Source organism: Leucobacter sp. WKLB1, assembly GCF_059696215.1.
The window spans coordinates 599,031-625,861 of record NZ_AP046115.1 but is presented as its reverse complement, the minus strand read 5'-3'; the positions used below and the strand labels follow the sequence as shown (position 1 = coordinate 625,861).

Below are 26,831 nucleotides of genomic sequence, written 5' to 3'. Positions count from 1 at the left end.
ATTCCTTACTTCGCCGCTTCGAGCAGCGCGTCCCACATGACTTCCGAGGCGATCGCACCGAGCGCCGTCGCGTTGACGGAGAGCCGCCCGCGTGACGTCGCCGGCGAGACGGGCAAGTCGATCTCATCGGTGGTCACGGCGAACAAAGTGTCGCCGTCCATGTCGGTGTGGAACGGCTGGATGCCGCGATGCATGGAGCTGTGCACCTGCTTCGCAAACTGGTTCAGCTCGACCGTGTTCATCTTCACGTTCGTGACGAGCGCACTGATCGTGGTGTTGCCCGCCTGGGTCTCGGCGGCGCGCTGCTCGGCGAACGCCTCGGCGTAGTCGTACACCGGGTGGCGCCGTTCACCGGTGGCGGAGTCGTAGTTGCCGCGCACCACCTCGCCCGCCCGGTTCATGATCACGCCGACCGGGTTGGGCACGACCACGGCGAGAATGCGCACGTCGCCGATCTGCCGGAAGGCTGCCCCCTGCCCGGTGAGCTCGGTGCGCTCCCAATCGACCTTGCCTGCCGAGGCGCTCATGCCTGCGCCGGCCCGCCCCTGCGCGAACTCGCCTTCGACCGCCCAGTCGAGGGCGGCGCGGCCGAGCTCGCGGTCGGGGTAGACAGAAGTCGAACGCGCCGAGAAGTCATAGATGATCGCTGACGAGACGAGCTGCAGTTCGGCGAACCCGGTGCGGTTTTCGAAGCGCTCGAGCAGCGCATCGCCGACGCCGGCCCCCGCCTCGAGCCCGTAGACGGAGCCGCCCGCGAGGCAGATCGCGTGGTTGAAGTCGTACCCGCCGGCGAGACCGACCGCTCCACCGCGCGCATCGACTGCAGTGCGCGCGCCGGCGGGGAGGTGGATCACCGTCGCGCCCGTCGGGCCCTCTTCATAGTGGGCGGACCCGACGCGCACCCCGGGAAAGTCGAAGTGCAGGCGCTCGCGCCCTTCGCTGCGCACCGGCTGCAGTGCGAAGTCAGCGTTGCCCGGGCCACCGAAGACGGGGGCACCGGCGAGCCGGGGCTCGGGGGTGATCGCGATACCGGGGTCGATGTCGGCGAGTGAGTGGGTGGAAGCGTGCTGGGTGCCGGGCTGGGGCAATGTGGTCACAGGGTCTCCAGAAGTCGTTGTGAATAGGGATGTGCGGGGGCCGCGAAGAACTCCGCGGTGGGGGCGGTCTCGACGAGGTCGCCCCGGAACAGCACCGCGACGCGGTCGGCGACGCGCTCGACGGCGCCGAGGTCGTGCGAGATGAAGAGGGCGCCGAACTGGTGCTCCTGCTGCAGTTCGCGCACGAGCGAGAGGATCTGCAGCTGCACCGCGACGTCGAGCGCGCTGACCGCCTCGTCGAACACAATGAAGCGGGGCTCGGTGATGAGGGCGCGGGCGACGGAGACGCGCTGGCGCTGGCCGCCCGAGAGCTCGTGCGGGTAGCGGTCGGCGAAGTCGGGGTTCAGCCCGACCTGCTCGAGCATCTGCCCGACGCGAGCGCGCTGCTGCTCGCGTCCGAGATCGCGCCGGGCGACGGTGAGCGGCTCGCGCACCGATTCGCCGACGCGGCGACGCGGGTTCAGCGACCAGTGCGGGTGCTGCAGCACGGCCTGAATCTTGCCTTCGGTGGCTTTGCGAGAACGCGTCAGCGGCGCACCCAGCAGCCTGACCGATCCACGGTCGGGTGCACGCAGGCCGAGGGCGACGGCAGCAGTGGTCGTCTTGCCCGATCCCGACTCGCCCACGAGGCCGAGCGTCTCCCCCGGGTCGACGTGCAGGCTGACATCGTTCATCGCCCGCACGGTGCGACGCTTCGCTCCGGCACCACTGGTGAACTCGACCCGCACATCGTTCAGTTCAAGCACGGGGCCCGTCGGTGATTCGGTCATCGGGTCTCCTCCGTTCGGGTGCGCTGCGGCCGCTCTCGGCCGGGGATCGCGGCGACGAGTACTTTCGTGTAATCCGCTTCAGGGGCGTCGAGCACCCGCGCGGTCGGGCCGGCCTCGACGATGGCACCGCGGTGCATCACGATGACGCGATCGCACCAGCGACGCACGGCTCCGAGGTCGTGGCTGATCCAGATCAGGCTCGCCCCACTGCGCCGCACGAACCCGACGATGAGATCGAGAATCTCGTCGCGCACCTGCGCATCGAGCGAGGCGGTGGGCTCATCGGCAATGAGGATCTGCGGCTCGCGCGCCATGGTCAACGCGATGGCGATCCGCTGCGCCATGCCGCCCGAAACTTCGTGCGGCAAGAGCCGCAGCACGCGCTCGGGTTCGAGGATTTTGACACTCTCGAGCAGCGCGATCAGTGATGCCGCATCGGTGGGCCGGCCGAGCGGGCGGAGTGCGAGTTCGAGCTGGCGCTGCACCCGCATGGTGGGGTCGAGCGAGGCGATGGGATCCTGCGGAATGAACCCGAGCGACTCCCGTCGCACCGTGCGGATCGCGTCGGCGCCGAGTGCCGCGAGATCTTGGCCGAGCACGCTGACCGTGCCCGCGGTAATGTGGCAGGCGCGCGGCAGTAGGCGCCCGATAGCCTGCGACACCGTCGATTTGCCCGAGCCCGATTCCCCGACGATCGCCACGAGCTCGCCAGGCGCGATGTCGAGCGAGACGTCGTCAAGCGCACGCGTGACCCCGAGACGGGTGCGGTATTCGGCGCTCAAGCCGCTGATCGAGACGGCTGAATGGTGCGCGGTCATACGAGGCTCCTCGTCTCGCGTGGATCGAGTCGATCCCGCAGGGTGTCGCCGATGAGGTTGATCGCGAGGATCGCGACGACCAGCACCGTCGCGGGGGCGAAGAGCAGCCACGGTGCCTGCACCATGTAGCTCGCGCCCTCCTGAATCAGTAGGCCGAGTGATGACTGCGGCAGCTGCACGCCGTACCCGAGGAAGCTCAGACCGCCCTCGACGAGAATGCCGACGGAGAGCGCATACGTGCCCTGCACCGCGATGGTGCCGCTGATGTTGGGCAGCAGGTGCCGCACCAGGATCACCGGCGCAGACACCCCGCTGATCTTCGCGGTCGTGACGAAGTCGCGCTTCGCCACGGCCATCGATGCGGCACTGACCATGCGCGTCATGAGCGGCACGGTGACGAGCACGATACTCGCGAGCGCGGCGAGTTGCCCGGGGCCGACGACGGCAGCGATGAGGATCGCCAGCACGATCGACGGGAACGAGTAGAGCACGTCGACGAACCGCATGACGCCCTCGCGAGTCCAGCCGCCGAGGTATCCGGCGACCATGCCGAGCAGCACGCTGATCACGGCGGTGCACAGCACCGCGATCGCCGACAACACGAGGGTCGTGCCGATGCCCTCGAGCAAGCGGGCGAGCACGGATCGACCGAGCGCGTCGGTGCCGAGCAGGTACGCGGTCGAGGGCGGGCTGAGGCGCGGACCCACGATCTTGGCGGGCTCGCCGGCGAACGGCACCACGGCCGCGACGATGGCGACGCCGACGATCAGGGCGAGTGCCGTGACCGCGGTGACGAAGAGCGCGTCGCGCGGCGGTCGCTGGGCCGCCGGTCGCTTGCGCCGCACGAGCGGCAGCGAATAGGTCGTCATGAGCTGGCCTTCCCGGTGACGGCGACGCGCGGATCGAGCGCGCTGGTGATGAGGTCGAGCACGAGGCTGACCACGATGAACACCGTGGCCGCGAAGAGCACGGACGCCTGCACGACGGCGAAGTCGCGCCGGTCGAGGCCCGTCACCATGAACGAGCCGAGACCGGGCACGTTGAAAATCGTCTCGACGATCACGGCTCCGCCGAGCAGATACGCGGTGATGGTGGCGAGCAAGGTCAGGATCGGAATACCCGCGTTGCGGATCACGTGGTGCCGCACGATGTGCCAGGGCGTCTCCCCTCGCGCCACCGCCGCGGCGATGTGCGGCTCGACGAGCACGTTCATGACGGCGTCACGAGTCGTGCGCGCCGAGGCGGCGACGCAGAACACCGACAGCACGATTGCTGGGAGCAGGAGGGCGCGGAAGGTCGGGCCGAACCCCGTGCCGATGTTCGAGAACCCGCCGACCTGGATGCCGAGTGCGAGTCGCGAGAACACGAAGACGACGACGCTGCCGAGTACGAACTCGGGCACACTGATGCCGATGCCGGACACCAGGCGGCCAACCGCTCCGCCCTGTTTGGCCCCGGATCGCACCCCCGTCCACACGCCGAGCGGAATGCCGATGAGTAGTGTGATGACGAGCGCCATGACCGTCAGCAACGAGGTCACGGGAATGCGCTTCGCGAGTTCGTCGACGACGGGATTCTGAGTCACGAAAGACGTGCCGAGGTCGCCGGTGACGATCTGCCCGATCCAGGAGAAGTACTGGATCACGATGGGCTGATCCAACCCGTACGCCGCGGCGAGAGCCGCGCGCTCCTCGGGCGAAGCAAGCGGGCCCAAGATGATGTCCTCGTAGCTGCCCGGCATGAGCCGCACGGCGGCGAAGATCAGGATGGACACGCCGAGCAGGGTGATGAGCGCGCTCACCACCCGCCCGGCGGACCAACGAAGTGTCTGCAGCATGCGCGATTACTCGCCCGCGATCCGGTACTCCGCGATGTTGCGGAGGATGTCGCCGTAGCCCTCATTGCTCTGAATGGTGGGGCTCACGCTCGCGGTGTCGTACCCGATGATCGAGGGCCGGTGCACCAGCGGCACGATCTCGGAGTACTCGTCGGCGGTGGCGCAGAGGTCGGTGAGTACCTCGGCGCGCTCGTCGGCGTCGGTGGTCTCGGCCCCGCGCTGGATCAGCTGGTTCAGATCGTCGTGCACGCCCGTGAAGCCGACGTTGAAGCCCGCCTGCTCGGGGTTCCACCACTTGGTCACCATCGACGGGTCGACGTAGCCGGCGAACCAGCCGAGGGAGAGGTCGAAGTCGCCGGGCTGCGCGGTGAAGACCCGGGCGTTGTAGGTCGCCGTGTCGTATTGCTCGATCTCGACGGTGACCCCGATCTCGGCGAGCTGCTGCTGCACGAGCTGGGCGATCTGGCCCATGACGGGCTCAGACGTGTAGACGAGCAGGCTCAGCTTCGTGTCACCGGCGCCCGACTGCTCGATGATCTGCTTCGCATCATCGATGGTCGCCTGCTCGGAGGGCAAACCGTCGACCGCGCACGCTCCCGGCAGATTCGACGGGGTGACGCCGGTCGGGCTCGTCTGCCCGGCGAACACGATGTCGGCAATGGCCTGGCGATCGATCGCGGTGTTGATCGCGAACCGCACATCTTGATCTTGTAGCGGCGAATCGGCCACCTGCGAGTTCACGTTGAGGTAGTAGAAGTCGCTCTGGGTCTGGTTGACGACGTTGACGTTGCTCGCATCGCCGAGCTGTGTCAACGCGTCGATGCTCACGAAGTTCGCGAGCCCGGCGCTGCCCTCGCGGAGCGCAGCCTGACGCGTCGTCTCTTGATCGACGATCTGCAGGTCGAGCGTCTGCACCGCGAGGTCGTCACCGCCGTGCCAGTCAGGGTTCGCGGTGAACGTCCACGACTCGTCTTGCCGGTGATCACCGACCACGTAGGGGCCGGTGCCAAGCATCGTCGTCTTCAGATCGAGGCTGCCGTCGGTCACCTCTTGCATGGGCAGGATCGCCGCGGGCGTGTTGGCGAGTGCCGCGAGGAAGGGCGCGTACGGGCTCGACAGCTTGACCGTGACCTGGTCGTCGCCGGTCGCCGTGATCGATTCGACCGGACCCATCTGCCCCGACCATACGCTCAGGCTGTCCACCTGGCGCTGCAGGCTGCCCACGACGTCGGCCGGTGTCACTGCGCGACCATTGGAGAAGGTGGCCTCCGTGTCGATCGTGAAGACGTAGGTCGTGTCGTCGGGCTGCTCCCACGAGGTGGCGAGCAGCGGCTGGATCTCGAAGTTCTCGTCGGTGGTGACGAGCGTCTCGTAGACCAGCCCCATGATGCTCCACGAGCGGGCGGTCTGCGCCGTCGCGGGGTCGAGCCCGTCGGCCTCGCTCGTGTCGTAGTCGAGCTGCACGGTGAGCTCGCCCTGTGCGGTCAGCGCGTCATCGGCGACGGCGAGGAACCCGGGGGCCGCTTCCTCCTGCTCGGACTGGCCGGCTCCGGCTTCGGGCGCGGCGCACGAGCTGAGCACACAGGCCAGGCTCAGCGCGAGCGCGGCGCCGGCGGCTCCCCGCATTCGGGTTCGTGAGAGTTTCATCACCGTTCTGACTCCTTCGACAACTGTGGCGAGCGCGGGCCGCTGCAGTGCGGCTGCGCCGGGACGACGCAGCGATGCGGAGCGTCCTGGGTCATCAACGTACAGACACAAATCGTTTTATGCAATCTCGTAACCGAATTGTCATCGAACGCGCATTAATCGATTTGTGCCCCGAATTCGCGCTAGTGTCGTGAGCGGATCGCAAGGAGGAAGCATGGCCGGTCGCCGCAACGTCACGATCAAGGACGTCGCCGCACGCGCGGGGGTCTCGATCACCGCGGTCTCGCACGCGCTGAACGACAAGGGCACCCTCTCGGACGAGACCCGGGCACGCGTGCAGCGGGTCGCCCTCGAGATGGGATACCAGGCAGACGCGCTCGCGCGCGGGCTTCGGCGATCCCCGATCGGCGTGATCGGCATCGTGCTGCGCCCACTCGACGCGCTCGCGAATTACAGCCCGCCCGGCGTCGACTACTTTCTCCGCTTCTCGGGCGCGGCCGCCGTCAGCGCGCTCGACCACGGGCTCAGCCTGATGCAGGTTGCCGACCTGGTCAAGGGGCCGGTCACCCCCCTCGCGTTTTCGCTCGACGGCTACGTCGTCACCGACCCGGTGCGCGACGACCCCGTGGTCGATCTGCTCGAAAGCCGCGGCATTCCGTACGTGACGCTCGGCCGCGACCTCGGCCGGCCCGACGCCGCGAACTGGGTCGCCTCCGACGATGCTTCGGCAACGCGCCTCGCCCTCGACCACCTCGCCGCCGAGGGAGCGCGCAGCGTCGCCTTCGTGGGCGGCACCGATGACAACTCCTGGAACGCCGATGCCGAAGCGGTGTACCTGACCTGGTGCGCCGAGCGGAACCTGGAACCGCGACTCTTCCGCAGCCCGGAGGGGCTCGGCGAAACGGGCGGCCGCGACCTCGTGCCCGCACTGCTCGACGGCGGCGCCCCCGACGCGATCTACTCGCTCACCGGGCGTCACGCGGCGGGCATTCAAGAAGCGCTGCGCGAACGCGGGCTCGTCTCGCCCACGCACTACCTCCTCGCCTGCGGCACCGACGCCGCCCAGACCCGCACTGCCGAGCCGCCGATCACCGCGATCGATCTCAGACCCGAGGTCCTCGCCCGAGAAACAGTCTCGCTCCTCGCGCAAATCACCCGGGGGGAGGCGCCCCAGGGGCGACGACTCGTTCCGTCGGAACTCATCGTGCGCCGCTCGTCTCGCCGCGACGGCTGAATTCGTCAAGCTAGCCGCGCGTGCCCTCAGGGCATGTGACGCCGACCGCACCCATGAGATCCGCCACGTCAGGGTGGCGGTGATCCCCCTCGCGCAGATCGCGCTGCACGCGGGCATGCACATCTGCCGGCATGTCTTGGCTCAGCTTGAACATCGCCGACTCCGTCTCGATATCGATAGTGAACGAGACGACGCCCGCGAGAATCTTCTCGAACACGTGCGTCGATGCGGAGGGGTCCCACGGCGTCGCGCGTGCGCCCTCGAGCTGCGCGACGGTCTGCTCGACCACCGCGAGGCTCTCGGCCGGCTCCTCGAGCACGGTCACGCGCCCGGTGAGATGGACGGTCGCGTAGTCGAGGGTGGGCACGGCCGGCGTGAACTCGTATGCACTGGGCGAGACGTAGGCGTGCGACGAGGCGAATACCAGCAGTACCTCCGGTTGCTCGGCGAAGCGCTTCCAGTGCTCGTTCGCGCGACCGATGTGACCCCACAGGCGTGTGCCTACGAGGGTCTCCCCCGGCCCGACGCCGGGCGGAAACACGACTGGCGTGTGCGTGGCGACCGGTGCGCCCGCGGTCGACGTGGTGACGACGGCGAAGGGGTGATCCCGAACGAACTCGGCGATTGCGCGCCCCGACGGTGCGACATAGCTGGGGTAGGTGTGCATGCGGCGACTCCTTGCGGTCGGGCGCGAGCACTGGGCTCGACCCTGAGCGTGAAAACTGCGGTGTGTGCGCCAGCTTAGGGAAGTAAAACGATTTATGCCAGTCCAAGCTGGAGCGATGCGGCGACTCAGCCTCGACGCGTGCACCGAAACGCGGAGATTCAGGAACTGACGGACCGTTTCGCTCAATTCGGTCCGCGATCCCCTGAATCTCCACTGTTTGGGAAATCAGCGCGGCCAGGAAACCGGCGCAACCAGACCAACACGCGCAACCAGGCCAACCGGCGCAGCCAGGCCAACACGCGCAGCCAGGCCAACACGCGCAGCCAAGCCGACAGGCGCAGGCGGGTGATGCCGGATCACCGCGCCGCGGCAGGCGCCTCCCTTACGCGGTGAGCACCCGCCACTCGCCGTGCTCGGCCTCGGGCGGCATCCCGTCGAAGATGCGGATGGTGCGCACATCGGGGTCGGTCACGATCGTGGCGAGCGTCGCCCAACGGTCGCCGTACCCCTTCGACATGTCTGGCACGCAGGTGAGCGGCGGCTGCCCCTCGCCCGAGAGCAGCAGACGCACGAGCTCGGCCGATGACTGCGGCGTTCCGTCCCCAAGCCGCTCGCGCACGAGGTCGAGGCGCTCCGACGAATCGGGCTCGTACAGCGCGGTCTTCTGGCCCGTCAGGGGCTCGCTGGCCTGGAAGTGGTTGGTGCGCTGCACCGACCCCGCCACCTCCGCAATCTCGAAGACGCCCACGGGGCTGATCTCGAGGGAGACGGCACGGGCGCCGTCGATCAGCGTGAACGACGACGACGAGCCGATCGGGGCAGCGCGCACGAGCGCGATGGCCTCGTCGACCGACGCGCACTCCGAGAGCACGACGCTCGACAGCAGGTGCATGGGCACCCCGTCGGGGCCGTCTGCCTCGTGACCGAGAATGTTGAAGTGCAGCGCGAGCCCGGCGTCGTTCACCCCGATCTTCGACAGGATGCCCTGCTCGGTGAGTCCCACGTAGGTGTGCGTTGCGCCCGACACCCGCTGCGTGTGCCAGTACGGGTCGAGCTCGATGTGCCAGTCCCACGTCTGCACGCCGAGCCGGTGCCCGCCGATCTGCGCGGTCACCGTCGAGCACTCGCTCGCCCCGTGGGTGCCGAGCGCGATGAGCTCGGTGCGGGCGTTCAGTGCGACGACCGCGGCGAACGGCACCTCGGCCGCCTGAGCGATGCCGCGCATCTCTTCGATCAGGTCGGGGCGCCATGACCCGACAGCAGCGACCACGCGCTCCACACCCGAGGCCTCGAGACCCTCGCTGACGCCGAGCGTGCGGAACAGCTCGGCGTATTTCGCGTACGCGTCGGCGAGGGTGTCTCGCAGCGCCGCACCGCGGTGCGCTCCGCGTTCACGGGCGGTCGCTCCGGTGACATCGAGGTGGAGACGGTCGGGTGTGGCGTTCATGCGGAGTGCTTTCTGGGTGGCAGGCGGGTGTCGCGGTGGTCGCGCACCGCGACGGGTGTGATGAGTGGAGTGGCGGATCCGGCTAGCCGCCGAGCAGCGCATCGCGCAGGCCGCGTTGCGGTACCCAACCGGGCCGCGGTGCCGAGGCGATGAGCAGTCGGGTATACGGGTCCTGGGGAGCGTCCAGAATCTCTGAGACCGTTCCGCGCTCGATGATGCGCCCAGTGCGCATCACCACGACGTCGTCGGCGATGTCGCGCACCACTGACAGGTCGTGCGTGATGAACAGGTACGAGAGCCCGTGCTCGGCGCGGAGGCGCTTCAGCAGGTCGAGCACCTGCGCCTGCACCGAGACGTCGAGCGCTGAGACGGCCTCATCGAGCACGATCACGCGCGGCTCAGCGGCGAGCGCGCGGGCGATGGCGACGCGCTGCTTCTGTCCACCCGAAAGCGCGACAGGCTTCGCATCGGCATGGCGCTCGGTGAGGCCGACCTCGGCGAAGAGCTCGAGCAGCCGGGCTCGGCGACCGGCGCGGTCGAGGTCGGGGCGATGGGCGCGCAGCATCTCGTCGATCGTCGCCGAAACAGGCAGCGACCGATTGAGCGATCCCTGCGGATCTTGGAACACCATCTGCACGAGCTTCGCCCGTTCGCGCAGCGCACGGCGCGCGGTGGTCGGGGCGACGTCGGTGCCGTCGATACGCACGGCGCCCGAGTCGGCGGATTCGAGCCCGACCACGACGCGGGCGAGCGTGGATTTGCCCGATCCTGACTCGCCGACGACCGCGAGACAGGTGCCCGGGCGCAGCGCGCATGAGACGTCGTCGAGCGCGGCAACGCTCGCACGGCGTCCCAGGTGGAAGGTGCGCGAGAGATGCTCGACTTCGATGATCGGGGTGGCCGCCGGTGCGGCACTCGGGGAATCAGCCGCGGTGGCGTTCATGCGCGGTCCTCCGTTTCGCTCGCGGGGATGGCGGGATTCGGCGCCGACGCCGGGGTCGACCCGGGCGCCGCGGTCGGGTGCCCGGGCGGATACAGCTGCGGGCGTGCCGACATGAGCGCGCGAGTGTAATCGGTGCGCGGGTGATCCCGAATCTCGTCGGGGGTGCCGATCTCGAGGATCTCCCCGTCTTTCATCACCGCGAGCCGATCGCAGACCGCGGCGGCGAGGTCGAGGTCGTGCGTCACGAAGATCATGGAGAGGCCGTGCTCGCGCCGCATCTCGTCGAGAATCGCGACCACCTCGGCCTGCGTGGTCACATCGAGCGCCGTGGTCGGCTCGTCGGCGAGCAGCAGTTTCGGCTCGCCCGAGATCGCGCCCGCGATCACGACGCGCTGCAGCATGCCGCCCGAGAGCTGGTGCGGGTACGAGCGGAGCACGCGGTCGGTGTCGGCGATGCCGACTTGGCGCAGCAGGTCGGCGGCTCGCTCGCGCGCCTGCGCGGCGGGGAGCGATCGGGCATCGCTCATCCCCTCGACGAGGTAACGGCCCACGGGCAGCACGGGGTTCAGCGCGCCGTGCGGATTCTGGGCGATGAGCGCGAGATCGTTCGCGCGGATGCGCCGCAGCGCCTCGCCCTGGGTCGCCAGAAGGTCGGTGCCGTCGATCGTGATCGAGCCGCCGACCTCGGCCCCAGAAGGCTCGATGCCGAGTATGCACTTCAGCGTCATCGACTTGCCCGACCCCGATTCGCCGACGAGTCCGAGCGCCTCGCCCTGCGCGAGCGAGAACGAGTTGCCATGGAGAATCTCGGTGCGTTCCCCGGTATCGGGGTCGGTGACGGTGAGCGTGAGCGCGTCGATCTGCAGCATCAGCGCGTCCTTCCTGCGGCGCGACGGCCGCCGAGTTGCTCGCCGACGTATCCGAAGGCGGCGACGGTGATGACGATGGCGAGACCGGCGAAGATGCTCTGCTCCCAGTACCCCTGCTGCAGCGATGCCTGCCCGTTCGAGACCATGAGGCCCCAGTCGGGGGTGGGTGGCTGCACGCCGAGACCGAGGAACGACAGTGCCGCGAGCTCGATCATCGCGTACCCGAAGTTGATGGTCATGCCGGTGAGAATCTGGGTGCGCACGTTCGGCAGGATGTGTCGCACCGTGATGAGGAATCCGGAGATCCCCTGCAGCTGCGCCGAGGCGACGTAGGGCAGGTTGCGCTCGCGGAGGGCGACCGAGCGGATCACGCGGGCCGAGTAGGGCACGTAACCGATGGCGAGCGCGAGCGATGCGGTGAGGATCGACGGGCCGAAGATCGCGACCGCGAGAATGGCGAGCAGCATGTTCGGGAACGCGAACAGGATGTCGAGCACGCGGCTGATCAGCGCGTCGACCTTGCCACCGAACCAGACGGCGGTGAGTGCAAGCACCGTGGCGAGCACGGCCGTCACGACGATCACGATCGTCGGCCCGATGAGGCTGGTGCGTGCGCCCCAGATGATGCGCGACAGGATGTCGCGACCCGACTGATCGGTGCCCATCAGGTGTGCGAGGCTCCAGGCCTCATGGCGCGAGGTCACGGTGCCGGCGAACGGATCGTACGGCGCAATGACCGGGGCGAGAATCGCCATGAGGATCACCAGCACGATGATCGCGAGGCTGACGATGCCGATCGGACCGAGGCGTCGCGCCAAGAGGCGCCAGCCCGAGGTCGGCACCGCGTTCCGCTGCTTGCGCAGCAATTGCACGGCGACCGTGTTCTGGGCGCGGGTGTTCGTCTGCGTGCCCGGCTCGCGGGTCGGTGGCTGCTGAGTCATCGTGCCGACACTCCCTTGCTGAGGCGGACTCGCGGGTCGATCACCGAGTAGAGCAGATCGACGATGAGGTTGATGATGCCGAAGGCCAGCACCATGATGAGCGCGATCGCCTGCACCACGGCGAAATCCTTCTTCTGCACCGAGTTCACGAGCAGTGAGCCGATGCCGTCGAGGGTGAACGCGTACTCGATGACGAAAGCGCTGGCCAGCAGGCCCGCGACCTGCGTGCCGATGACCGTGGTGACGGGCAGCATCGAGTTGCGGATCGTGTGGCGCCACAGCACCAGCTGCTTGGGTACGCCGCGCGCGATCGCCATGATCACGTGCTCCGAACCCTGCTCCTCCCGCACCGCGGTTCGGGTGATCCGCGCGACCACCGCGATTCCGGGGAAGGCGAGCGCGATGGCCGGCAGCGTCAGGTGCCACAGCCTACCGAGGAACCCCTCACCCGAACCGGAGACGGGGAACCATCCCAGGTTCGAACCGAAGAGGAACATGAGCACGAGCGCGGCGAAGAAGGTGGGCACGGCGAACCCGAGGTTCGAACCGAACACCACGAGCTTCTCAAACACTCCCGATCGGGTGGCGGCGAGCACGCCGAGGCCGATCCCGAACACGATGATCAGCAGCGCTGCGAAGCCGGCGAGGAACAGCGTGGTGGGGATGCGCGACGCGACGAGGGTCGTCACGTCTTGCTGGGTAATCAGGGAACGCCCGAGATCACCCTGCAGCACATCGATGAGCCAGTGCCAGTAGCGCACCAGGAAGGGATCGTCCAAGCCGTACTGCGCCCGGATGGACGCGAGCACTTCGGGGCTGACCGTGCGGCCCTGCACGAGGAACTGCTCCGGGCTGCCCGGCGCGAGATACATGCCGGAGAACACGATGAAGCTCGACACGACGAGCACTGCGAGCAGCGCCCCGAGCCGTTTGAGGACGTAGGTCATGGACGATCCCTTCCGAGGCGCCGCTTAGGCCGCTGCGCCGATGTCGGCGGCCCAGGGGTAGTAGAGGTAGACGAACGAGGCCGGGGCTCCGGTAATGCTCTCGTCCATGTACATCCGCACCGCGAGGTCGTTGATCGGCACCCACGGCTGCTGCTCCATGATCAGCGCCTCCGCCTGCACGGTGAGCTTGGCGCGCTCGGCGTCATCGCTTTCCGCAATGGCTGCGTCGAGCGCGGCGTCGACCTTCGCATCCGAGAAGCCCGAGTAGTTCTGGTCGCTCCCGGTCTTCGCCACGCTGATGAGATGCAGCAGCGGGTCGGGCGCGCTCAGGTAGTTCGTGGTCACGAAGCCGTCGTATCCGGCGCGCGCCTCGGGGTCGGAGAAGAAGGCGCCAAACTGTGCGCTCGGCACACCGGTGGGCTCGAGGGTGATGCCGAGTTCCTTCGCACCGTTCGCCATCTCATTGAGAATGTCGGCGTAGAAGCTGCGCTCGCTGGGGTAGGCGATCTTGATGGGCTGCGACAGATCGGCCGACGCGGCCTCGAGTTCCGTCTTCGCGGCGTCGATGTCGAAGCTCAGATCGGGCAGTTCCTCGTCGCGCAGGTCGGCGATGCCGGGCGTCGCCGCCTCAACGGCGTCCCACGGCGACTGCGGCACGACCGAGCGCGACACCGTGCCCGTGCCCTCGTAGACGGTGTCGGCGATCGCCTGGCGATCCGTCGCACGCGTCAACGCTCGACGCACCGCAGGATCACCGAAGGCGCCCTCACCGGTCGAGATGATCGCCATGTCTTGCATGCCCTGTCCGTAGTACAGGGTTCCCGAGGTGCTCGAGGAGAGCTGGCCGAGTGCCGGCAGCGGCACGTCGTACGAGCCCTGGATCTCACCGGTGCTCAGCCCGTTCGCGATGGCGGTCGAATCGACGACGAAGCCGATCTCGACGCGCTTGGCCTTCGCAGCCGAGTCAGCGTCCCAGTAGTTGTCGTTGCGCTCGAGGGTGATCGACTGCCCCTGCTTCCAGTCACCGGGGGTGAACTTCAGCGGGCCGGTGCACATCACGCCGGTGTCGGGGTTGCCGTAGTTCTCGCCGGCGGCGACGCGCTGCTTCTGCTGCACGACGACGCCGATGACGGTGCTCAGCGAGGAGGGCAGCGTGTAGTCGGCGCTCTTCAGCGTGATGGTGACCTGCGCGTCGCCCGTTGCGGCGACGCTGGCGATGTTGGCGACAGTGCCACCGCCCCAGTAACTGCCCTCGGCAGGGTCGATGTGGCGGTTGATCGAGAAGACGACGTCGTCGACCGTCATCGGCGATCCGTCCCAGAACTGCACGTCGTCGCGGATGTCGAAGACCCACGTCTTGCCATCATCGGTCTGCGAGTCGGTGGCGAGGTTCGGCTGCACCGAGAAGTCGGGCTGCATCTCGAAGAGCGGCTCGCAGAGGTTCGAGACGATGGTGTTCTCGGGGTAGTTGAACGCTTTCACGGGGTCGAGGCTGGCGAGCTCGCCGTAGGTCGAGTTCCAGGTGACGGTGTCGGCCTCACCGGCCGCCTCGGGCGTCGTCTGCAGCAATTCGTCAGTGACGGCGGCGTCGCCGTCGGAATCGCCGCCGCGGCTGCCGGATGCGCAGCCTGCGAGGGCGAGGCCCCCGATGGCGAGGAGGGCGATGGTCGCCCGCATCGGTGCGAGTTTCACGTTGTTCTCCGTTCGAAGTTTCGTCTTTGAAGCTCCCCGACCCGGTGACCCGAGCGAAGACGCACTGGCGATCGTAGCACCCAAAACGGTTTGTGAAAAACGGTTTGGGTGTTACGATTCGGTGACGCTGCGAGAGCGCCCGATCGCGGAGCCCGATCGCGGTCTCGCAGCGCGACCGACTATTCTGACGGGATGCGAGCGAGCGTGCGACCGACCATCAAAGACGTGGCCAAGGCTGCCGGCGTCTCGCCGACCACGGTCTCGCACGCCCTCAATGGCAAAGGTGTGGTGCGCCAGGAGACCGCCGACCGCATCGCCCGCGTCGCCGCCGAGATCGGGTACCGCCCGAGCCCAATCGCGCAGGGTCTGCAGAGCTCAAGACTCGGCCTGCTCGCCCTCGTCATTCGACCGCTGCACACCCTCGACACGTTCCTTCCCGAGGGCGTCGACTACTTCCTCCGCATGGCGGGAGCCGCCTCGCTCGCCGCCATGGAACGGGGGTACAGCATGATGCTCGTCGACGACCCGACGCGACCCGAGGCCCCGCTCAGCGCCACCGCCGCCGATGCCTACATCGTGTCTGAGCCGTTCGAGCACGATCCCGTACTCACCATGCTCGACCAGCGCAACATCCCCTTCGTGGTGATCGGCTCCGACCCTGCGCGCCCCGGGCAATTCGTCGAGCTCGCGACCCGCGATCGCGAAGAGACACTGCTCGCACTCGACCACCTCGCCGACGCCGGCGCGCACCGCGTCGCGCTCCTGACCGGCACCGACGGCAACTCCTGGAACCGCGAGTCTGAAGACGCCTACCGCGACTGGTGCGCACTGCGCGGACAGCAGCCCGATATCGCCGCCTTCCCCGAATCCGAGGGCGAGCAGGTCGGCGAGGCCGCAGTCGAGCGGTTCTTCGGCGCAGGCCCCGGGTCTGGGGCCACCGAGTCGCCCGACGCCATCTTCTGCCTGACCGGCCGCCATGCGGCAGGTCTCAACGCCGCCGCGGCGAAGCGCGGCATTCGCGTGCCCGACAACCTGCTGCTCGCCGCCGGCTCCGGTGCGCTGCAGAATCGCATCTCGCGCCCCAGCGTCACCACGCTCGACCTGCACCCGGAAGGCATCGCCGCCCGAGCCGTGGAGGTGGCGGTGCTCCTCGCCGAGGGCAAGCCGCTCGACATCGCACTCGAGGTGCCTCGAGCCACCCTCGACGTCCGTGAGTCGACCACCCGAAACACGGCGTCACGCGCGGAATAGGGCGGCGTGATGCGGCGTTGCACTCCGCATGCCCGCCCCCTCACGCGCCAGCTCCGCGGCCTCAACAGCCGCAGCGACCGCTGCCACTCGCACCGCTCATGATGACCGCGACGCGGCGATCGACCGGGTGCTCGCCAGCATCAACGCTCGGGTGAAACAGCAGCACCGCGTCACGGTGACTCCGGGCGAGGTCGTCTCGATCCCCCGCGGCGGCGTCACCCTCGTGTACGTCATCGAAGGCGACTTGCACGTGCATCCGAGCGGCCCGCGGGCCGCAGTGCCCGATGCCGCGCTCGCCTCCGCTGGCGACGAAGCGCGCCATCTCTCGGTCGGCGACGCACAATTGTTCACCGGACGCGAGGCGCATGCGCTGCGCGTCGACGAGCACGCCTTCGTGCTGCTCTCATCGCTCGACTTCACCGAAGCGACCGCCCACGTGCTCGAGTTGCTGCCCGACACGATCCTCGTGCGCGATCTGCCCGGCACCGAACCCGCCGTCGCGGCCCTGGCCTCGATGCTCGGGCCCGAGGTCGGTCGGCCCGCCGAGGCATGCGCCGATCAGGCCGGATCGTCGATCGTCTGCGGCATGATGGCGAACACGGTGCTCGTCTCGGTGATTCGCGCCTGGGCGATCCGCGGATGCGCCCCCGATGGTTGGCCCTCGCGCACGAACGACCCGTTCCTCGACCGAGTGGTCGAGGCGATCCATGCCAACCCGGGCCGCGTCTGGACCCTCGAGGACCTCGCCCGCACCGGCGCCATGTCGCGCTCCGTATTCGCCGAGCGCTTCCGCATCGCCACCGGCACCTCACCCGCGAACTACCTCACCGATGTGCGCATCCGGTCGGCTCAGCAGCTTCTCGCGGAAGGCCGCGGCGTCTCCGAAGTGTCGCGGGCCATCGGCTACACCTCCGATGACGGTTTCAGCCGCGCGTTCCGCCGCCGGGTCGGGGTCACCCCGTCGGCCTGGCGATCCGGTGCACTGCGCGCCGCGCGGGCGTAGCACGCAGATCCACACGGCAACGCCGGGGCCGCAGTCGCTGCGTGCTGACTGCGGCCCCGGCGTCGAGTGCGCTGAGGATCACCTCTGAGTGCGGCGACCCTCCGAGATGCGGTCGGAGATGCCGAACAGCGCGGCCCCGACGAGCAGTGCTGCCCCGCCGATCACGAAGACCGCCACGATGCCCCACGCATCGACCAGCAGCCCGCCGAACGCTGCCGCAATGGTGATGCCGGCCTGGAACCCGACGACGATGAGGCTGCCGCCGGCCTCGAGCAAGTCGGGCAGGCGGTTGCCGACCCAGGTGTTCGCGATGATCAGCCAGGCGGCGTAGAAGAATCCCCACACGACGACCGCGCCGCCGGTCGCCCACAGCGACCCCGACGAAGCGATGATGAGCGAAATCAACCCGGCGATCAGCACCGGCGTCACGATGATGAGCGCGCGATAGCCGCGGTCGACCACGAACCCGATCACGACGTTGCCGACGAGGCCTCCGACACCGAAGAGCGCAAGCAGCACGACAATCGTGTCGGCACCGATGATCGTGCCGCCCTCGCTCACCCGCTCGAGCGCGAGGCGCACGTAGGTATAGGCCAAGAAGTGCCCGGAGACGACGAGCACGTTCGCGACGACGCCGAGCGCAATACCGGGGCGTCGCAGCGCGGCCCCGAGCGTCGAAAGACGGGCGGCGTTCTCGGCCGGCACGGAGGGCAGCAGCCATCGAAGCACGAGCGCGAGCACGGCGCTGAGTCCCGCAGCGACCCAGAACACGCTGCGCCAGTCGAGCGCCTCACTGAGCATGACGCCGAGCGGCACACCGGCCACCGTGGCAAGCGATACGCCCGCGGAGTTGAACATGACCGCTTTGCCCAGGCGATCCGGCCCGGCGATCTTCGCGGCGACCGAGATCGACATCGACCAGAAGCCCGAGATCGCGGCACCCAAGATGAAGCGCGCGAGAATCACGAGGAGCAGGTTCGGCGAGATGGCGACGAGCACGTTCGAGAGCGCGGCGGCAATCGACAGCCACACGAGCAGCGAGCGACGGTTGAGTTTCGGGAAAATCAGGCCCACCGTCGGCGCCGCGATGAGCCCGGCGAACGCGGTGACCGCGACCATCTGTCCGGCCTGCCCCGGCGTCACCCCGAGGCCGGCCGCGATGCTCGTCAGCATGCCGCTCGGCACGAATTCGGCAGTCACGAGGAAGAAGCTCATCAGCATCATCGTGATCAGCGCGGGGTAGTTCATGGGTCGGCGCGCGGCCTTCCCGGTCGCGGCATCGGCCGCGGGCACCGTGGGAACGGGAGCAGTAATCGTCATGGTTCCATCGTGGTCGGATCGGGTGCCGAGCGCCCGACGATCGGTCCCGACTGTCCGACGCATCGTCCGGGCTGGCGGCATCGCGCTCCGGCAGAGCAACGGGGACCGGCGCCGAAGCACCGATCCCCGTTGCGCGCGAACGCGAAGGCGAGATTACGCCAGTCGAGTCGACAGGTTCTCGTCGATCGACGCGAGGAATTCCTCAGTCGTCTGGTACGCCTGATCCGGGCCGACGAGCAGCGCGAGATCCTTGGTCATCTTGCCCGACTCAACGGTCTTGATGACGACGTCTTCGAGGGTGTGCGAGAACTCGATGAGCTCCTGATTGTTGTCGAGCTTGCCGCGGTGCGCGAGACCGCGCGTCCAGGCGAAGATCGACGCGATCGGGTTCGTCGAGGTGGGCTTGCCCTGCTGGTGCTGACGGTAGTGACGGGTGACGGTACCGTGAGCGGCCTCGGCCTCGACGACCTTGCCGTCGGGCGTCGCCAGCACGGAGGTCATGAGACCGAGCGAGCCGAAGCCCTGCGCCACGGTGTCCGACTGCACGTCGCCGTCGTAGTTCTTGCAGGCCCAGACGTAGCCGCCCTCCCACTTCATGGCCGAAGCGACCATGTCGTCGATGAGGCGGTGCTCGTAGGTGAGCCCGGCAGCCTCGAACTGCTCCTTGAACTCGGTGTCGTAGATGTCCTGGAAGACGTCCTTGAAGCGGCCGTCGTAGGCCTTCAGGATGGTGTTCTTCGTGGAGAGGTACACCGGGTAGTTGCGGCTCAGGCCGTAGTTGAGCGAAGCGCGAGCGAAGTCGCGGATCGAGGCGTCGAGGTTGTACTGCACCTGCGCGATGCCGTCGCCCGGCGACTGGAAGACCTCGAACTTCTGCGGCTCGGAGCCGTCGTTCGGGGTGAACTCGACGGTGAGGGTGCCCTCGCCCTGGAAGCGGAAGTCGGTGGCGCGGTACTGATCGCCGAATGCGTGACGCCCGATGATGATCGGCTTGTTCCAGCCGGGCACCAGGCGCGGGATGTTCGAGATGATGATCGGCTCGCGGAAGATCACGCCGCCGAGGATGTTGCGGATCGTGCCGTTCGGGCTGCGCCACATCTTCTTGAGGCCGAACTCTTCGACGCGCGCCTCGTCGGGGGTGATGGTGGCGCACTTGACGCCGACGCCGTGCTTCTGGATCGCGTGCGCCGCGTCGATGGTGACCTGGTCGTCGGTCGCGTCGCGGTGCTCCATGCCGAGGTCGTAGTACTCGAGCGTCACGTCGAGGTAGGGGTGAATCAGGCGGTCCTTGATGAACTGCCAGATGATGCGCGTCATCTCGTCGCCGTCGAGCTCGACGACCGTACCTTCAACCTTGATCTTCGCCAACACATCTCCCGTTTTCGTCGTGGTCAAACCGCGATCCATCCTACCCGAGTCGCGGCGGGTATCTCGACATCGAGATAGTTTTCACGGGGGATCCCCATACCGGCGATCCGCTCACGTCGTCAGGCGATCCGCCACCCACGTGCCACCGCGCATCACCCGCTGCACCCGCACCGCGGCGTCGAGCACGACGAGGTCAGCCCGCATCCCGGTTGCGAGATCGCCCGAGTCGACCCAACCGACCGCGCGAGCCGGCGTCGTGGCGGTCACCCGCACCGCTTCGATCCAGCGCGCGTCGCCCGGAGGCTCGGCGATGCTGTCGGCGGCGTCGCGATCGCCGAGAAGCCACGTACGCAAGAGCCGATCCATCGTGGCCGTGCTGCCGGCAATCGCGCCGATGCCACCCGACGCGCCACGCAACCGAGCCACCCCGTCGCGCACCACGACGTCGAGACCCCCGAGTCGATAGTCGCCGTCGCCCTGCCCGGCCGCCGCCATCGCGTCGGTGACGAGGGCCACGCGCTGCGCTCCGGCCGATGCGACCACCCAGCGAGCGAGCTCGGGGGCAAGGTGGGTGCCGTCGGCGACGAGTTCGAGGGTGACGCGCGGATCGTGCATGAGTGCGAGCACCGGCCCCGGCTGCCGATGGTGCAGCGGCGGCATCGCGTTGAAGAGGTGCGTGGCCAAGGTCGCGCCGGCATCGATCGCGCGTTGCGTACAGGCCGCATCGGCGTCGGTGTGGCCGATACCGACGCGCACGCCTGCGGCGACGAACTGCTCGATCGCGGCGATCGCTCCGGGCAGTTCGGGCGCGAAGGTGACGACCGCGATCGCGGTTCGTCCGTCTGCCCCGGATCGCCCGGCGTCGAGCAGGTCAGCGATCTCGGCAGGGTCGGGCGCGCGCAGCACCTCTAGATCGTGCGCGCCGGCCCGGCCCGCGCTCAGCCACGGTCCTTCCAGGTGGATGCCGCCGAGTTCGCCGCGTTCAACGAGCGGCGCGAGCGCCGCCACTTGGGCCAACAGGCGCTCGGGTGCCGCCGCGACGAGGCTCGCCATGCTGCGTGTCGTACCGTGCGCGAGATGCGCGGCACGGGCCCGTCTCGCCAACGCGACCCCGTCCTCGGCCCCGGCGCCCGAGCCGCTGTCGGGGTAGCTCGATCCTCCCCCGCCGTGCACATGAATGTCGACGAATCCGGGCACGATGGTCGCCTCGCCGAGGTCGGTGCGGTGCGGTGAGTGCGCGTCGGCATCGCGCGGCACCCCGCCCCCCATTGCCTCCACGCGCTCACCTGAAAGGCGCAGCCATCCCGGCGCGTGCACCGCGCTGCTCGTCACGACGCGGGCAGCGGTCAGCAAGTGATCGGTCGAAGTCATCGCGATCCGCCACCTGCGTATGCCGAGGAGGGCATACGGGCCTGCACGTGCTCGTAGTACTCGGTCAACGTCAGGGAGGCGGCCGCCGCTCGATCGATGATGACCGTCGCCCGCGGGTGCAGCTGCAAGGCGCTCGCCGGGCAGATGCTCGCCACGGGCCCCTCGATCATGCGCGCAACGGCATCCGATTTCTCGGCGCCCTGGGCTACGAGTACCAGCCGGCGAGCGTCGAGAATGGTGCCAAGCCCCTGCGTCAGACAGTGCTCGGGCGGCTGATCGCCGTCAAAGAAGCGGGCATTGTCGGCGAGCGTGCGCGGAGCCAGCGTCTTCACCCGGGTGCGCGAAGCGAACGACGAGGTCGGCTCATTGAATCCGATGTGCCCGTTCGCGCCGATGCCGAGCAGTTGCACGTCGATGCCGCCAGCCGCGGCGATCGCGCGCTCGTACTCGGCACACGCGGCTTCGAGATCATCGGCGCTGCCGTCGGGCACGTGCACGCGGTCGGGTGCGAGCCGCAGGGGTTCGGTGACGGTGCGGCGGATCACCGATCGGTAGCTCTCCGGGTGCCCCGGTGCCAGGCCCACGTACTCATCGAGCGCGAACGCCGTGACGCCGCCGGTGTCGAGGCGTCCGTCGCGCACCCGGGCAGCCAGCGCGTCGTAGGTGCCGAGGGGCGACGAACCCGTCGCGACACCGATCACGGAATTCGGCCAGCCCTCGATCACGGCCGCGATCAGGTCGGCGGCGCGCTCGGCGACGGCTGCCGCGTCCGCCTCGATGATGACATCCACGTCGTGTCTCCCTTACTCCCGATACGTTCTGCTCCCGCGCATCAGTCGTGCGCGCACCCGTGGCGCACACGCCAACGAGATCGTAAAATGGACTAGACCAATCCTCATCGGCAAGTTTGCAGCGCAGAGACAGCGATGTCAACCGCGCCGTGAACCAGCTCGCCGATGCCATTCTCGGGAGAAACCATGCCCAGCACGCCCAAGCATTACGCGCAGAAACTTCACCTGCTCGAGGCGCTGCGCGATGCTCGGCCGGGCGATCCGCTGCCCACCGAACGCGAACTCGCCGAGCACTGGGGCACCTCGCGCACCACGATTCGACAGGCCCTCTCCGCGCTCGAGGCCGAGGGGCGCATCGTGCGCGAGCAGGGCCGCGGCACGTTCGTCGCACCCCTGCCGATCGTGCACGTGCGATCACTCACCTCGCTCAGCGAAGACTTCGGCGAGGAGCCGCTCGACAGTCGCGTGCTCGGTATCGTCGAGACCGCGGCGGGCGGCGATCCCGAGCGCGATCTCGCTGCCGCACTCGGCCTCGACGCCGGCTCACCCGTCACCCGCGTCGAGCGCGTGCGCCTGCACGAGGCGACCCCGCTCGCGCACGAGATCGCGCACCTGCCCGGCACGTACCCGGGGCTCGCGGGCGCCCTCGCCGTGCACGGTTCGCTGTACGCGACGCTCCACGACGAGTACGGCATCGATCTCGACAGCGTCGATGACGAGATCGGCACGGCGCTCGCCGGGCCTGAAGATGCGGAGCGTCTCGGCGTCGCCGTGGGCCACCCGCTGCTGCTCGTCGCCCGCGTGGCCCGATCGGCCGACGGGGTCGCCCGCGAGTTCACCCGTTCCCGCTTCCGCGGCGACCGCTTCCGGTTCGTCGCCCACGGGCAGCGCCCTTGAAACCCGCGCAGTCGCGCTGTTAGCCTGGGGCCGCCCAACGACGGGCACCGGTGGCCGCGAGGCTGCCGGCTCTACAACGGATCGTCCGGCACGTACCTGCCGGTGGAGGAAATCATGGCAACAGTGACGTTTGACCACGTGTCTCGCGTGTACCCGGGCGCAACGCGCCCCTCGGTCGATGAGCTCGATCTCGACATCGGCGACGGAGAATTTCTCGTGCTCGTCGGCCCGTCGGGCTGCGGCAAATCGACCACGCTGCGCATGCTCGCAGGGCTCGAGGAGATCGACTCGGGGCGCATCATCATCGGCGATCGCGACGTCTCGGAAATGCCCCCGAAGGATCGCGACATCGCGATGGTCTTCCAGAACTACGCGCTTTACCCGCACATGAGCGTCGCCGACAACATGGGCTTCGCGCTCAAGATCGCGGGCGTCTCGAAGACCGAGCGCGACGAGCGCGTACTCGAGGCGGCCCGTATGCTCGACCTCGAGGAGTACCTCGATCGCAAGCCGAAGGCGCTCTCAGGCGGGCAACGGCAGCGCGTCGCGATGGGGCGCGCGATCGTGCGGCAGCCGCAGGTGTTTCTGATGGACGAGCCGCTCTCGAACCTTGACGCCAAGCTGCGTGTGCAGACCCGCACCCAGATCGCGTCGCTGCAGCGACGGCTCGGCGTCACCACGGTCTACGTCACGCACGATCAAACCGAAGCGCTCACCATGGGCGACCGCATCGCCGTGCTCAAAGACGGTGTGCTGCAGCAGGTCGGTACCCCTCGCGACCTCTACGCCGCACCCGACAACGTGTTCGTCGCGGGCTTCATCGGCTCGCCCGCTATGAACCTCCTCCCCGCCGAGATCTCGGGCGAATCCGCGCGCACCGGCTCGCTCAGCGTGCCGCTCTCGCCCGGCGTTCGCGAACGCGCAACCGGATCGGGCGTGACCATCGGCATCCGACCCGAAGACCTGACGCTCGCGCCCGCAGGCACGCCGGGCCTGTCGGTCACGATCGACCTCGTCGAAGAACTCGGCGCCGACGGCTACCTCTACGGCCGCACCACCTCGGTCGCCGGCGGCGGATCAGGCGTCGACCCCGACGCGCTCACCTCGACCAGCTCGGGAGGCGCCACGATCGTGGCCCGCGTCGACGGCCGCGACCACCCCGCGGCCGGCGAAACGGTGACGCTCGTTCCCGCGCCCGAACGCCTGCACTTCTTCGACGCGGCGACGGGCGCGCGCATCTCGTAGCGCTTTCTCGCTGCCGCTGCGCTTGCGCGTTTCGGCATTCCGGCCTCCCGGCCTCCGGGCCTCCGGATCTTCCCGGATCGGTGTCACTTTGTGTAGTTTTGGGGCTCGATTTCGCACTCCCGACCGCACTTTTTGACACCGATTCGCGTGGAGGCGGGGTAGCGAAGCGCAGGGCGCGCTTCGGCGTGAGGCGTCGTTGGCTCGTCGTGCGCGCACAGCAACCTCCTGCACGCTGGTTTTCCACAGATTCGTCGCAGGCTCCGCCTGCGTCGTTTTCCGCGACCTTGTCCCGCCAGGCTGGCCCTATGCGGCAATCAACAACAGCCCCGATCCCTCCCGGCGCACACTCAGTCGGCGCTCTCCGCAGCGTCGGAGTGAGCCGAGGCCGCCTCCGATCTCCACGCCTCGCGCGTGTGGCGACCGGGCTCGTCGTGACGCCCGACAGCGGACTCGATCTGCATGAGTATCGAGATCGTTGCCTGGCGGTCGGCGCATCTCTGACCACCGGCCGATTCATTTCTCGCCGCTCGGCAGCCGCGATCCTCCGCATTCCCGCTCCGCCTCCTCCGCATCGCGCGGTCGAAGTCGGCGTCATCACTCCAGCCCGCGCTCCGCGACGAGCCGGCCTGCTCGGGCATCGTGTGCGTCATGACACCCTCGAGTTCGAGTCGCACAATGGGGTACGAATTCCGAGCCCCGCCGATATCTGGTGTCAGCTCAGCGCCGTACTCGGCTTCGAAGCCCTGGTCGTCGCCGGAGACGCCATTGTGTCAGGCACTCGCATCCTGAATAGCGGCGGGCAGCGCCACTCGGAGCTCGCGACCCTCGATCAACTTCGCGCGGCCCACCGTCGGCACTCCAGAGGAACCGGCACTCCACTCCGCGCGCGAGCATTGGAAGCGGTACGTGCTGGTGTGGATTCACCCCAGGAAACCCGGTTGCGTCTGACACTCATGGGTGCCGGTTACCCGGAACCCACCGTCGATTGTGCCGTGGCCGTGAACATCAACGGTCGGCCTCGCACCTTGCACGTCGACTTGGGGTACCCCGAGCTTCGCATTGCAATCGAATACGAAGGTATGCACCACTTCACCGATCCACAGCAGGTGCAACTCGACATGCGGCGGATCGAACTCCTGCACGACCAAGGATGGCGCGTCATCAGAGTCACCGCCGCAGACCTGAGAGATCCGCGACAACTCCTCATGAGAATCGCGAAGGCATTCGCCAATGCGCTCGCACGATAAGCCAGTCGTCAGCCGACCAGCCGAGCGAGTCGGGGTCACAAAGTGCAGTGAAATCCGCTTCACACCGCTCAGACACGAAACAAAGTGACACCAAAACTGAGAGGCGACGGAAATGACGAGGCTCAGGCAAAAAATTCTGCCGCAGGACTTGCGCAGAATTAGTTCGTTAGCTTTACTAACTGTCATGACGATCGCACTGTCGCGTTCCAGAACGCGTCCCAGCCCCGCTCCCGGCCCCGCCGCGTTCCCTATCGCGGGCGCCCAGTTCGGGGGCGCTCACCGCGCCGGGTTGGGCGCGACGCCCGGCGACGCGAAGCAGCACAATCGCACGCTGGTGCTCCAGACCCTCTCGGCTGCCGGCCCGATGAGCCGCGCCGACCTCGCCCGGGCTACGGGGCTCACGAAGGTAACCGTCTCGGGCCTTGTCGCCGAACTGCTGAGTGACGGGCTCGCGACCGAGCTCGGCGTTCAGGAGTCGCAGCGCCCCGGCAAACCCGCGATCCTCGTCGACCTCGCCCGCTCGGCGTTCTCGGTGCTCGCGCTCGATCTCAGCGACGACCGACGGTTCCGCGGTGCACTGCTCGACCTCGATGGCACGGTCGTCGACCGCGCCGAGACACCGCTCGACGGCGCCGTCGGCGAAGCCGCGAGCGAGCGAGCGGTGCGGCTCGCGCTCGAGCTGCTCGAGCGCGCCTCGGTGCCAGTGCTCGGCATCGGCGTCGGCACTCCGGGTGTTGTCGACGCCGAAGGGGTGGTGCGCACCGCCGCGAACCTGGGCTGGCATCAGCTCGACCTGCGCGGCTTGCTCGCCGAGCGCACCGGCATCACCACGGTGGTCATGAATGACGCCAACCTCGCCGCCCTCGCTGAGCTGCGGTTCGGTGACGCGACCGACGATTTCATCCTGATCACGATCGGTCACGGTGTGGGCTCGGGCCTCATCATCGCGGGCCGTCCGGTCACCGGCACTCGCTTCGCCTCGGGCGAGATCGGTCAGGTTATGGTGGGCACCGATCTCGGCATCGAGGCCCCCTATGCCCGCGGTCAGGTGCTTGAGCACTGGTTGTCAGTACCGTCGCTGACCAGTGCGCTCGCGGCGCATCCCGACCAGCGCGATGCCGTGCTCCGTGAGGCCGGGCAGCGCCTCGGCATCGCACTCGCACCGGTGGTTGGCGTGCTGAACCTCGCCGAGGTCGTGCTCGCGGGCCCGATCGAACTGGTCGACGGGGTGCTCGCCGAGGCGACGCTCGAGATTTTGCGCCGCCGCACCATGCCCGATTCGCACGACAATCTCGTGCTGCGCACCACCCGCCAGGGCGACGACCTCATTCTGCGGGGCGCGACGGCCGTGGTGCTTGGGGCGACGCTCGGGATCACCTAACCCGCTGACCCGCCCGATGCGCGGGTGCGATACACCGACTCACATCCA

At 68.3% G+C, this 26,831-nt stretch carries 24 protein-coding genes; 7 read left to right on the top strand and 17 right to left on the bottom strand.

The genetic code is table 11. From position 1 onward, the window contains the following. Positions 1-5 precede the first annotated feature (5 nt). Genes ACZF5Y_RS03020 through ACZF5Y_RS02995 form a run of 6 tightly spaced genes read right to left on the bottom strand, consistent with a single transcriptional unit; the run spans position 6 to position 6,169 of the window. Positions 6-1,097: an endo-type 6-aminohexanoate oligomer hydrolase gene (locus ACZF5Y_RS03020; protein ID WP_497534351.1), complete on the bottom strand. Its 1,092-nt coding sequence runs from the start codon at positions 1,095-1,097 to the stop codon at positions 6-8. Next, positions 1,094-1,867: an ATP-binding cassette domain-containing protein gene (locus tag ACZF5Y_RS03015; protein WP_497534350.1), complete on the bottom strand. Its 774-nt coding sequence runs from the start codon at positions 1,865-1,867 to the stop codon at positions 1,094-1,096. Before ACZF5Y_RS03015 ends, ACZF5Y_RS03020 begins: the two co-directional genes overlap by 4 nt. Further along, positions 1,864-2,685 carry an ABC transporter ATP-binding protein gene (locus tag ACZF5Y_RS03010; RefSeq protein WP_497534349.1) on the bottom strand — a complete coding sequence of 274 codons (822 nt, stop codon included), beginning with the start codon at positions 2,683-2,685 and terminating at the stop codon, positions 1,864-1,866. The genes ACZF5Y_RS03015 and ACZF5Y_RS03010 overlap by 4 nt, the downstream gene beginning before the upstream one ends. Then, the gene (locus ACZF5Y_RS03005; protein ID WP_497534348.1) at positions 2,682-3,554 is read right to left on the bottom strand and encodes an ABC transporter permease; all 873 of its coding nucleotides are present in this window, start codon (positions 3,552-3,554) and stop codon (positions 2,682-2,684) included. The genes ACZF5Y_RS03010 and ACZF5Y_RS03005 overlap by 4 nt, the downstream gene beginning before the upstream one ends. Then, positions 3,551-4,522 carry an ABC transporter permease gene (locus ACZF5Y_RS03000; protein WP_497534347.1) on the bottom strand — a complete coding sequence of 324 codons (972 nt, stop codon included), beginning with the start codon at positions 4,520-4,522 and terminating at the stop codon, positions 3,551-3,553. Before ACZF5Y_RS03000 ends, ACZF5Y_RS03005 begins: the two co-directional genes overlap by 4 nt. Positions 4,523-4,528: 6 nt before the next feature. Further along, positions 4,529-6,169 carry an ABC transporter substrate-binding protein gene (locus ACZF5Y_RS02995; RefSeq protein ID WP_497534346.1) on the bottom strand — a complete coding sequence of 547 codons (1,641 nt, stop codon included), beginning with the start codon at positions 6,167-6,169 and terminating at the stop codon, positions 4,529-4,531. A gap of 214 nt (positions 6,170-6,383) precedes the next feature. Here ACZF5Y_RS02995 and ACZF5Y_RS02990 point away from each other — a divergent pair, with 214 nt between their 5' ends. Continuing rightward, on the top strand, positions 6,384-7,403 hold the full coding sequence (locus ACZF5Y_RS02990; RefSeq protein WP_497534345.1) for a LacI family DNA-binding transcriptional regulator: 1,020 nt from the start codon (positions 6,384-6,386) through the stop codon (positions 7,401-7,403). Between the two features lie 10 nt (positions 7,404-7,413). On the opposite strand, the gene ACZF5Y_RS02985 is transcribed toward ACZF5Y_RS02990, so the two are convergent. From ACZF5Y_RS02985 to ACZF5Y_RS02955, 7 genes are all read right to left on the bottom strand, one after another. Then, complete coding sequence (locus ACZF5Y_RS02985; RefSeq protein ID WP_497534344.1) at positions 7,414-8,070, bottom strand: FMN-binding negative transcriptional regulator; 657 nt, start codon at positions 8,068-8,070, stop codon at positions 7,414-7,416. A 382-nt stretch (positions 8,071-8,452) separates the two neighbouring features. Next, a complete protein-coding gene (locus tag ACZF5Y_RS02980; protein ID WP_497534343.1) occupies positions 8,453-9,517 on the bottom strand; it encodes a C45 family autoproteolytic acyltransferase/hydrolase in 1,065 nt (354 codons plus the stop codon). A gap of 82 nt (positions 9,518-9,599) precedes the next feature. Next, on the bottom strand, positions 9,600-10,460 hold the full coding sequence (locus ACZF5Y_RS02975; RefSeq protein ID WP_497534342.1) for an ABC transporter ATP-binding protein: 861 nt from the start codon (positions 10,458-10,460) through the stop codon (positions 9,600-9,602). Next, positions 10,457-11,329, bottom strand: a complete 873-nt coding sequence (locus ACZF5Y_RS02970; RefSeq protein WP_497534341.1) for an ABC transporter ATP-binding protein — start codon at positions 11,327-11,329, stop codon at positions 10,457-10,459. Before ACZF5Y_RS02970 ends, ACZF5Y_RS02975 begins: the two co-directional genes overlap by 4 nt. After that, complete coding sequence (locus ACZF5Y_RS02965) at positions 11,329-12,270, bottom strand: ABC transporter permease (protein ID WP_497534340.1); 942 nt, start codon at positions 12,268-12,270, stop codon at positions 11,329-11,331. The genes ACZF5Y_RS02970 and ACZF5Y_RS02965 overlap by 1 nt, the downstream gene beginning before the upstream one ends. After that, entirely contained in the window at positions 12,267-13,217 is a 951-nt protein-coding gene (locus ACZF5Y_RS02960) for an ABC transporter permease (RefSeq protein WP_497534339.1), read from the bottom strand. The genes ACZF5Y_RS02965 and ACZF5Y_RS02960 overlap by 4 nt, the downstream gene beginning before the upstream one ends. 24 nt (positions 13,218-13,241) lie before the next feature. Further along, a complete protein-coding gene (locus ACZF5Y_RS02955; protein WP_497534338.1) occupies positions 13,242-14,909 on the bottom strand; it encodes an ABC transporter substrate-binding protein in 1,668 nt (555 codons plus the stop codon). 192 nt (positions 14,910-15,101) lie between these two features. On the opposite strand from ACZF5Y_RS02955, the gene ACZF5Y_RS02950 reads away from it, so the two are divergent. Both ACZF5Y_RS02950 and ACZF5Y_RS02945 read left to right on the top strand, forming a co-directional pair. Further along, positions 15,102-16,160 carry a LacI family DNA-binding transcriptional regulator gene (locus tag ACZF5Y_RS02950; protein WP_497534337.1) on the top strand — a complete coding sequence of 353 codons (1,059 nt, stop codon included), beginning with the start codon at positions 15,102-15,104 and terminating at the stop codon, positions 16,158-16,160. A 28-nt stretch (positions 16,161-16,188) separates the two neighbouring features. After that, positions 16,189-17,163, top strand: coding sequence for a helix-turn-helix domain-containing protein (locus ACZF5Y_RS02945; RefSeq protein WP_497534336.1), 975 nt, complete (start codon positions 16,189-16,191; stop codon positions 17,161-17,163). Positions 17,164-17,241: 78 nt separating this feature from the next. Here the strand turns inward: ACZF5Y_RS02945 and ACZF5Y_RS02940 are convergent, their stop codons facing one another. From ACZF5Y_RS02940 to nagB, 4 genes are all read right to left on the bottom strand, one after another. After that, positions 17,242-18,483 carry an MFS transporter gene (locus ACZF5Y_RS02940; RefSeq protein WP_497534335.1) on the bottom strand — a complete coding sequence of 414 codons (1,242 nt, stop codon included), beginning with the start codon at positions 18,481-18,483 and terminating at the stop codon, positions 17,242-17,244. Positions 18,484-18,636: 153 nt separating this feature from the next. After that, positions 18,637-19,851: an NADP-dependent isocitrate dehydrogenase gene (locus tag ACZF5Y_RS02935; protein WP_053352637.1), complete on the bottom strand. Its 1,215-nt coding sequence runs from the start codon at positions 19,849-19,851 to the stop codon at positions 18,637-18,639. 111 nt (positions 19,852-19,962) lie between these two features. Beyond that, positions 19,963-21,222 carry an N-acetylglucosamine-6-phosphate deacetylase gene (locus ACZF5Y_RS02930; RefSeq protein WP_497534334.1) on the bottom strand — a complete coding sequence of 420 codons (1,260 nt, stop codon included), beginning with the start codon at positions 21,220-21,222 and terminating at the stop codon, positions 19,963-19,965. Beyond that, on the bottom strand, positions 21,219-22,013 hold the full coding sequence (gene nagB, locus ACZF5Y_RS02925) for a glucosamine-6-phosphate deaminase (protein WP_497534333.1): 795 nt from the start codon (positions 22,011-22,013) through the stop codon (positions 21,219-21,221). Before nagB ends, ACZF5Y_RS02930 begins: the two co-directional genes overlap by 4 nt. Before the next feature lie 186 nt (positions 22,014-22,199). On the opposite strand from nagB, the gene ACZF5Y_RS02920 reads away from it, so the two are divergent. The 4 genes from ACZF5Y_RS02920 to ACZF5Y_RS02905 all read left to right on the top strand — a co-directional run bounded on the left by ACZF5Y_RS02920 (position 22,200) and on the right by ACZF5Y_RS02905 (position 26,783). Beyond that, positions 22,200-22,910 (top strand): GntR family transcriptional regulator, encoded by a 711-nt coding sequence (locus ACZF5Y_RS02920; RefSeq protein ID WP_497534332.1) that lies wholly within the window; start codon positions 22,200-22,202, stop codon positions 22,908-22,910. Between the two features lie 114 nt (positions 22,911-23,024). Next, on the top strand, positions 23,025-24,155 hold the full coding sequence (locus ACZF5Y_RS02915; protein WP_053352522.1) for an ABC transporter ATP-binding protein: 1,131 nt from the start codon (positions 23,025-23,027) through the stop codon (positions 24,153-24,155). Between the two features lie 413 nt (positions 24,156-24,568). Further along, positions 24,569-25,402, top strand: a complete 834-nt coding sequence (locus ACZF5Y_RS02910) for an endonuclease domain-containing protein (RefSeq protein ID WP_497534331.1) — start codon at positions 24,569-24,571, stop codon at positions 25,400-25,402. A gap of 184 nt (positions 25,403-25,586) precedes the next feature. Beyond that, positions 25,587-26,783: an ROK family transcriptional regulator gene (locus tag ACZF5Y_RS02905; RefSeq protein WP_497534330.1), complete on the top strand. Its 1,197-nt coding sequence runs from the start codon at positions 25,587-25,589 to the stop codon at positions 26,781-26,783. The last annotated feature ends 48 nt before the right edge of the window (positions 26,784-26,831 follow it).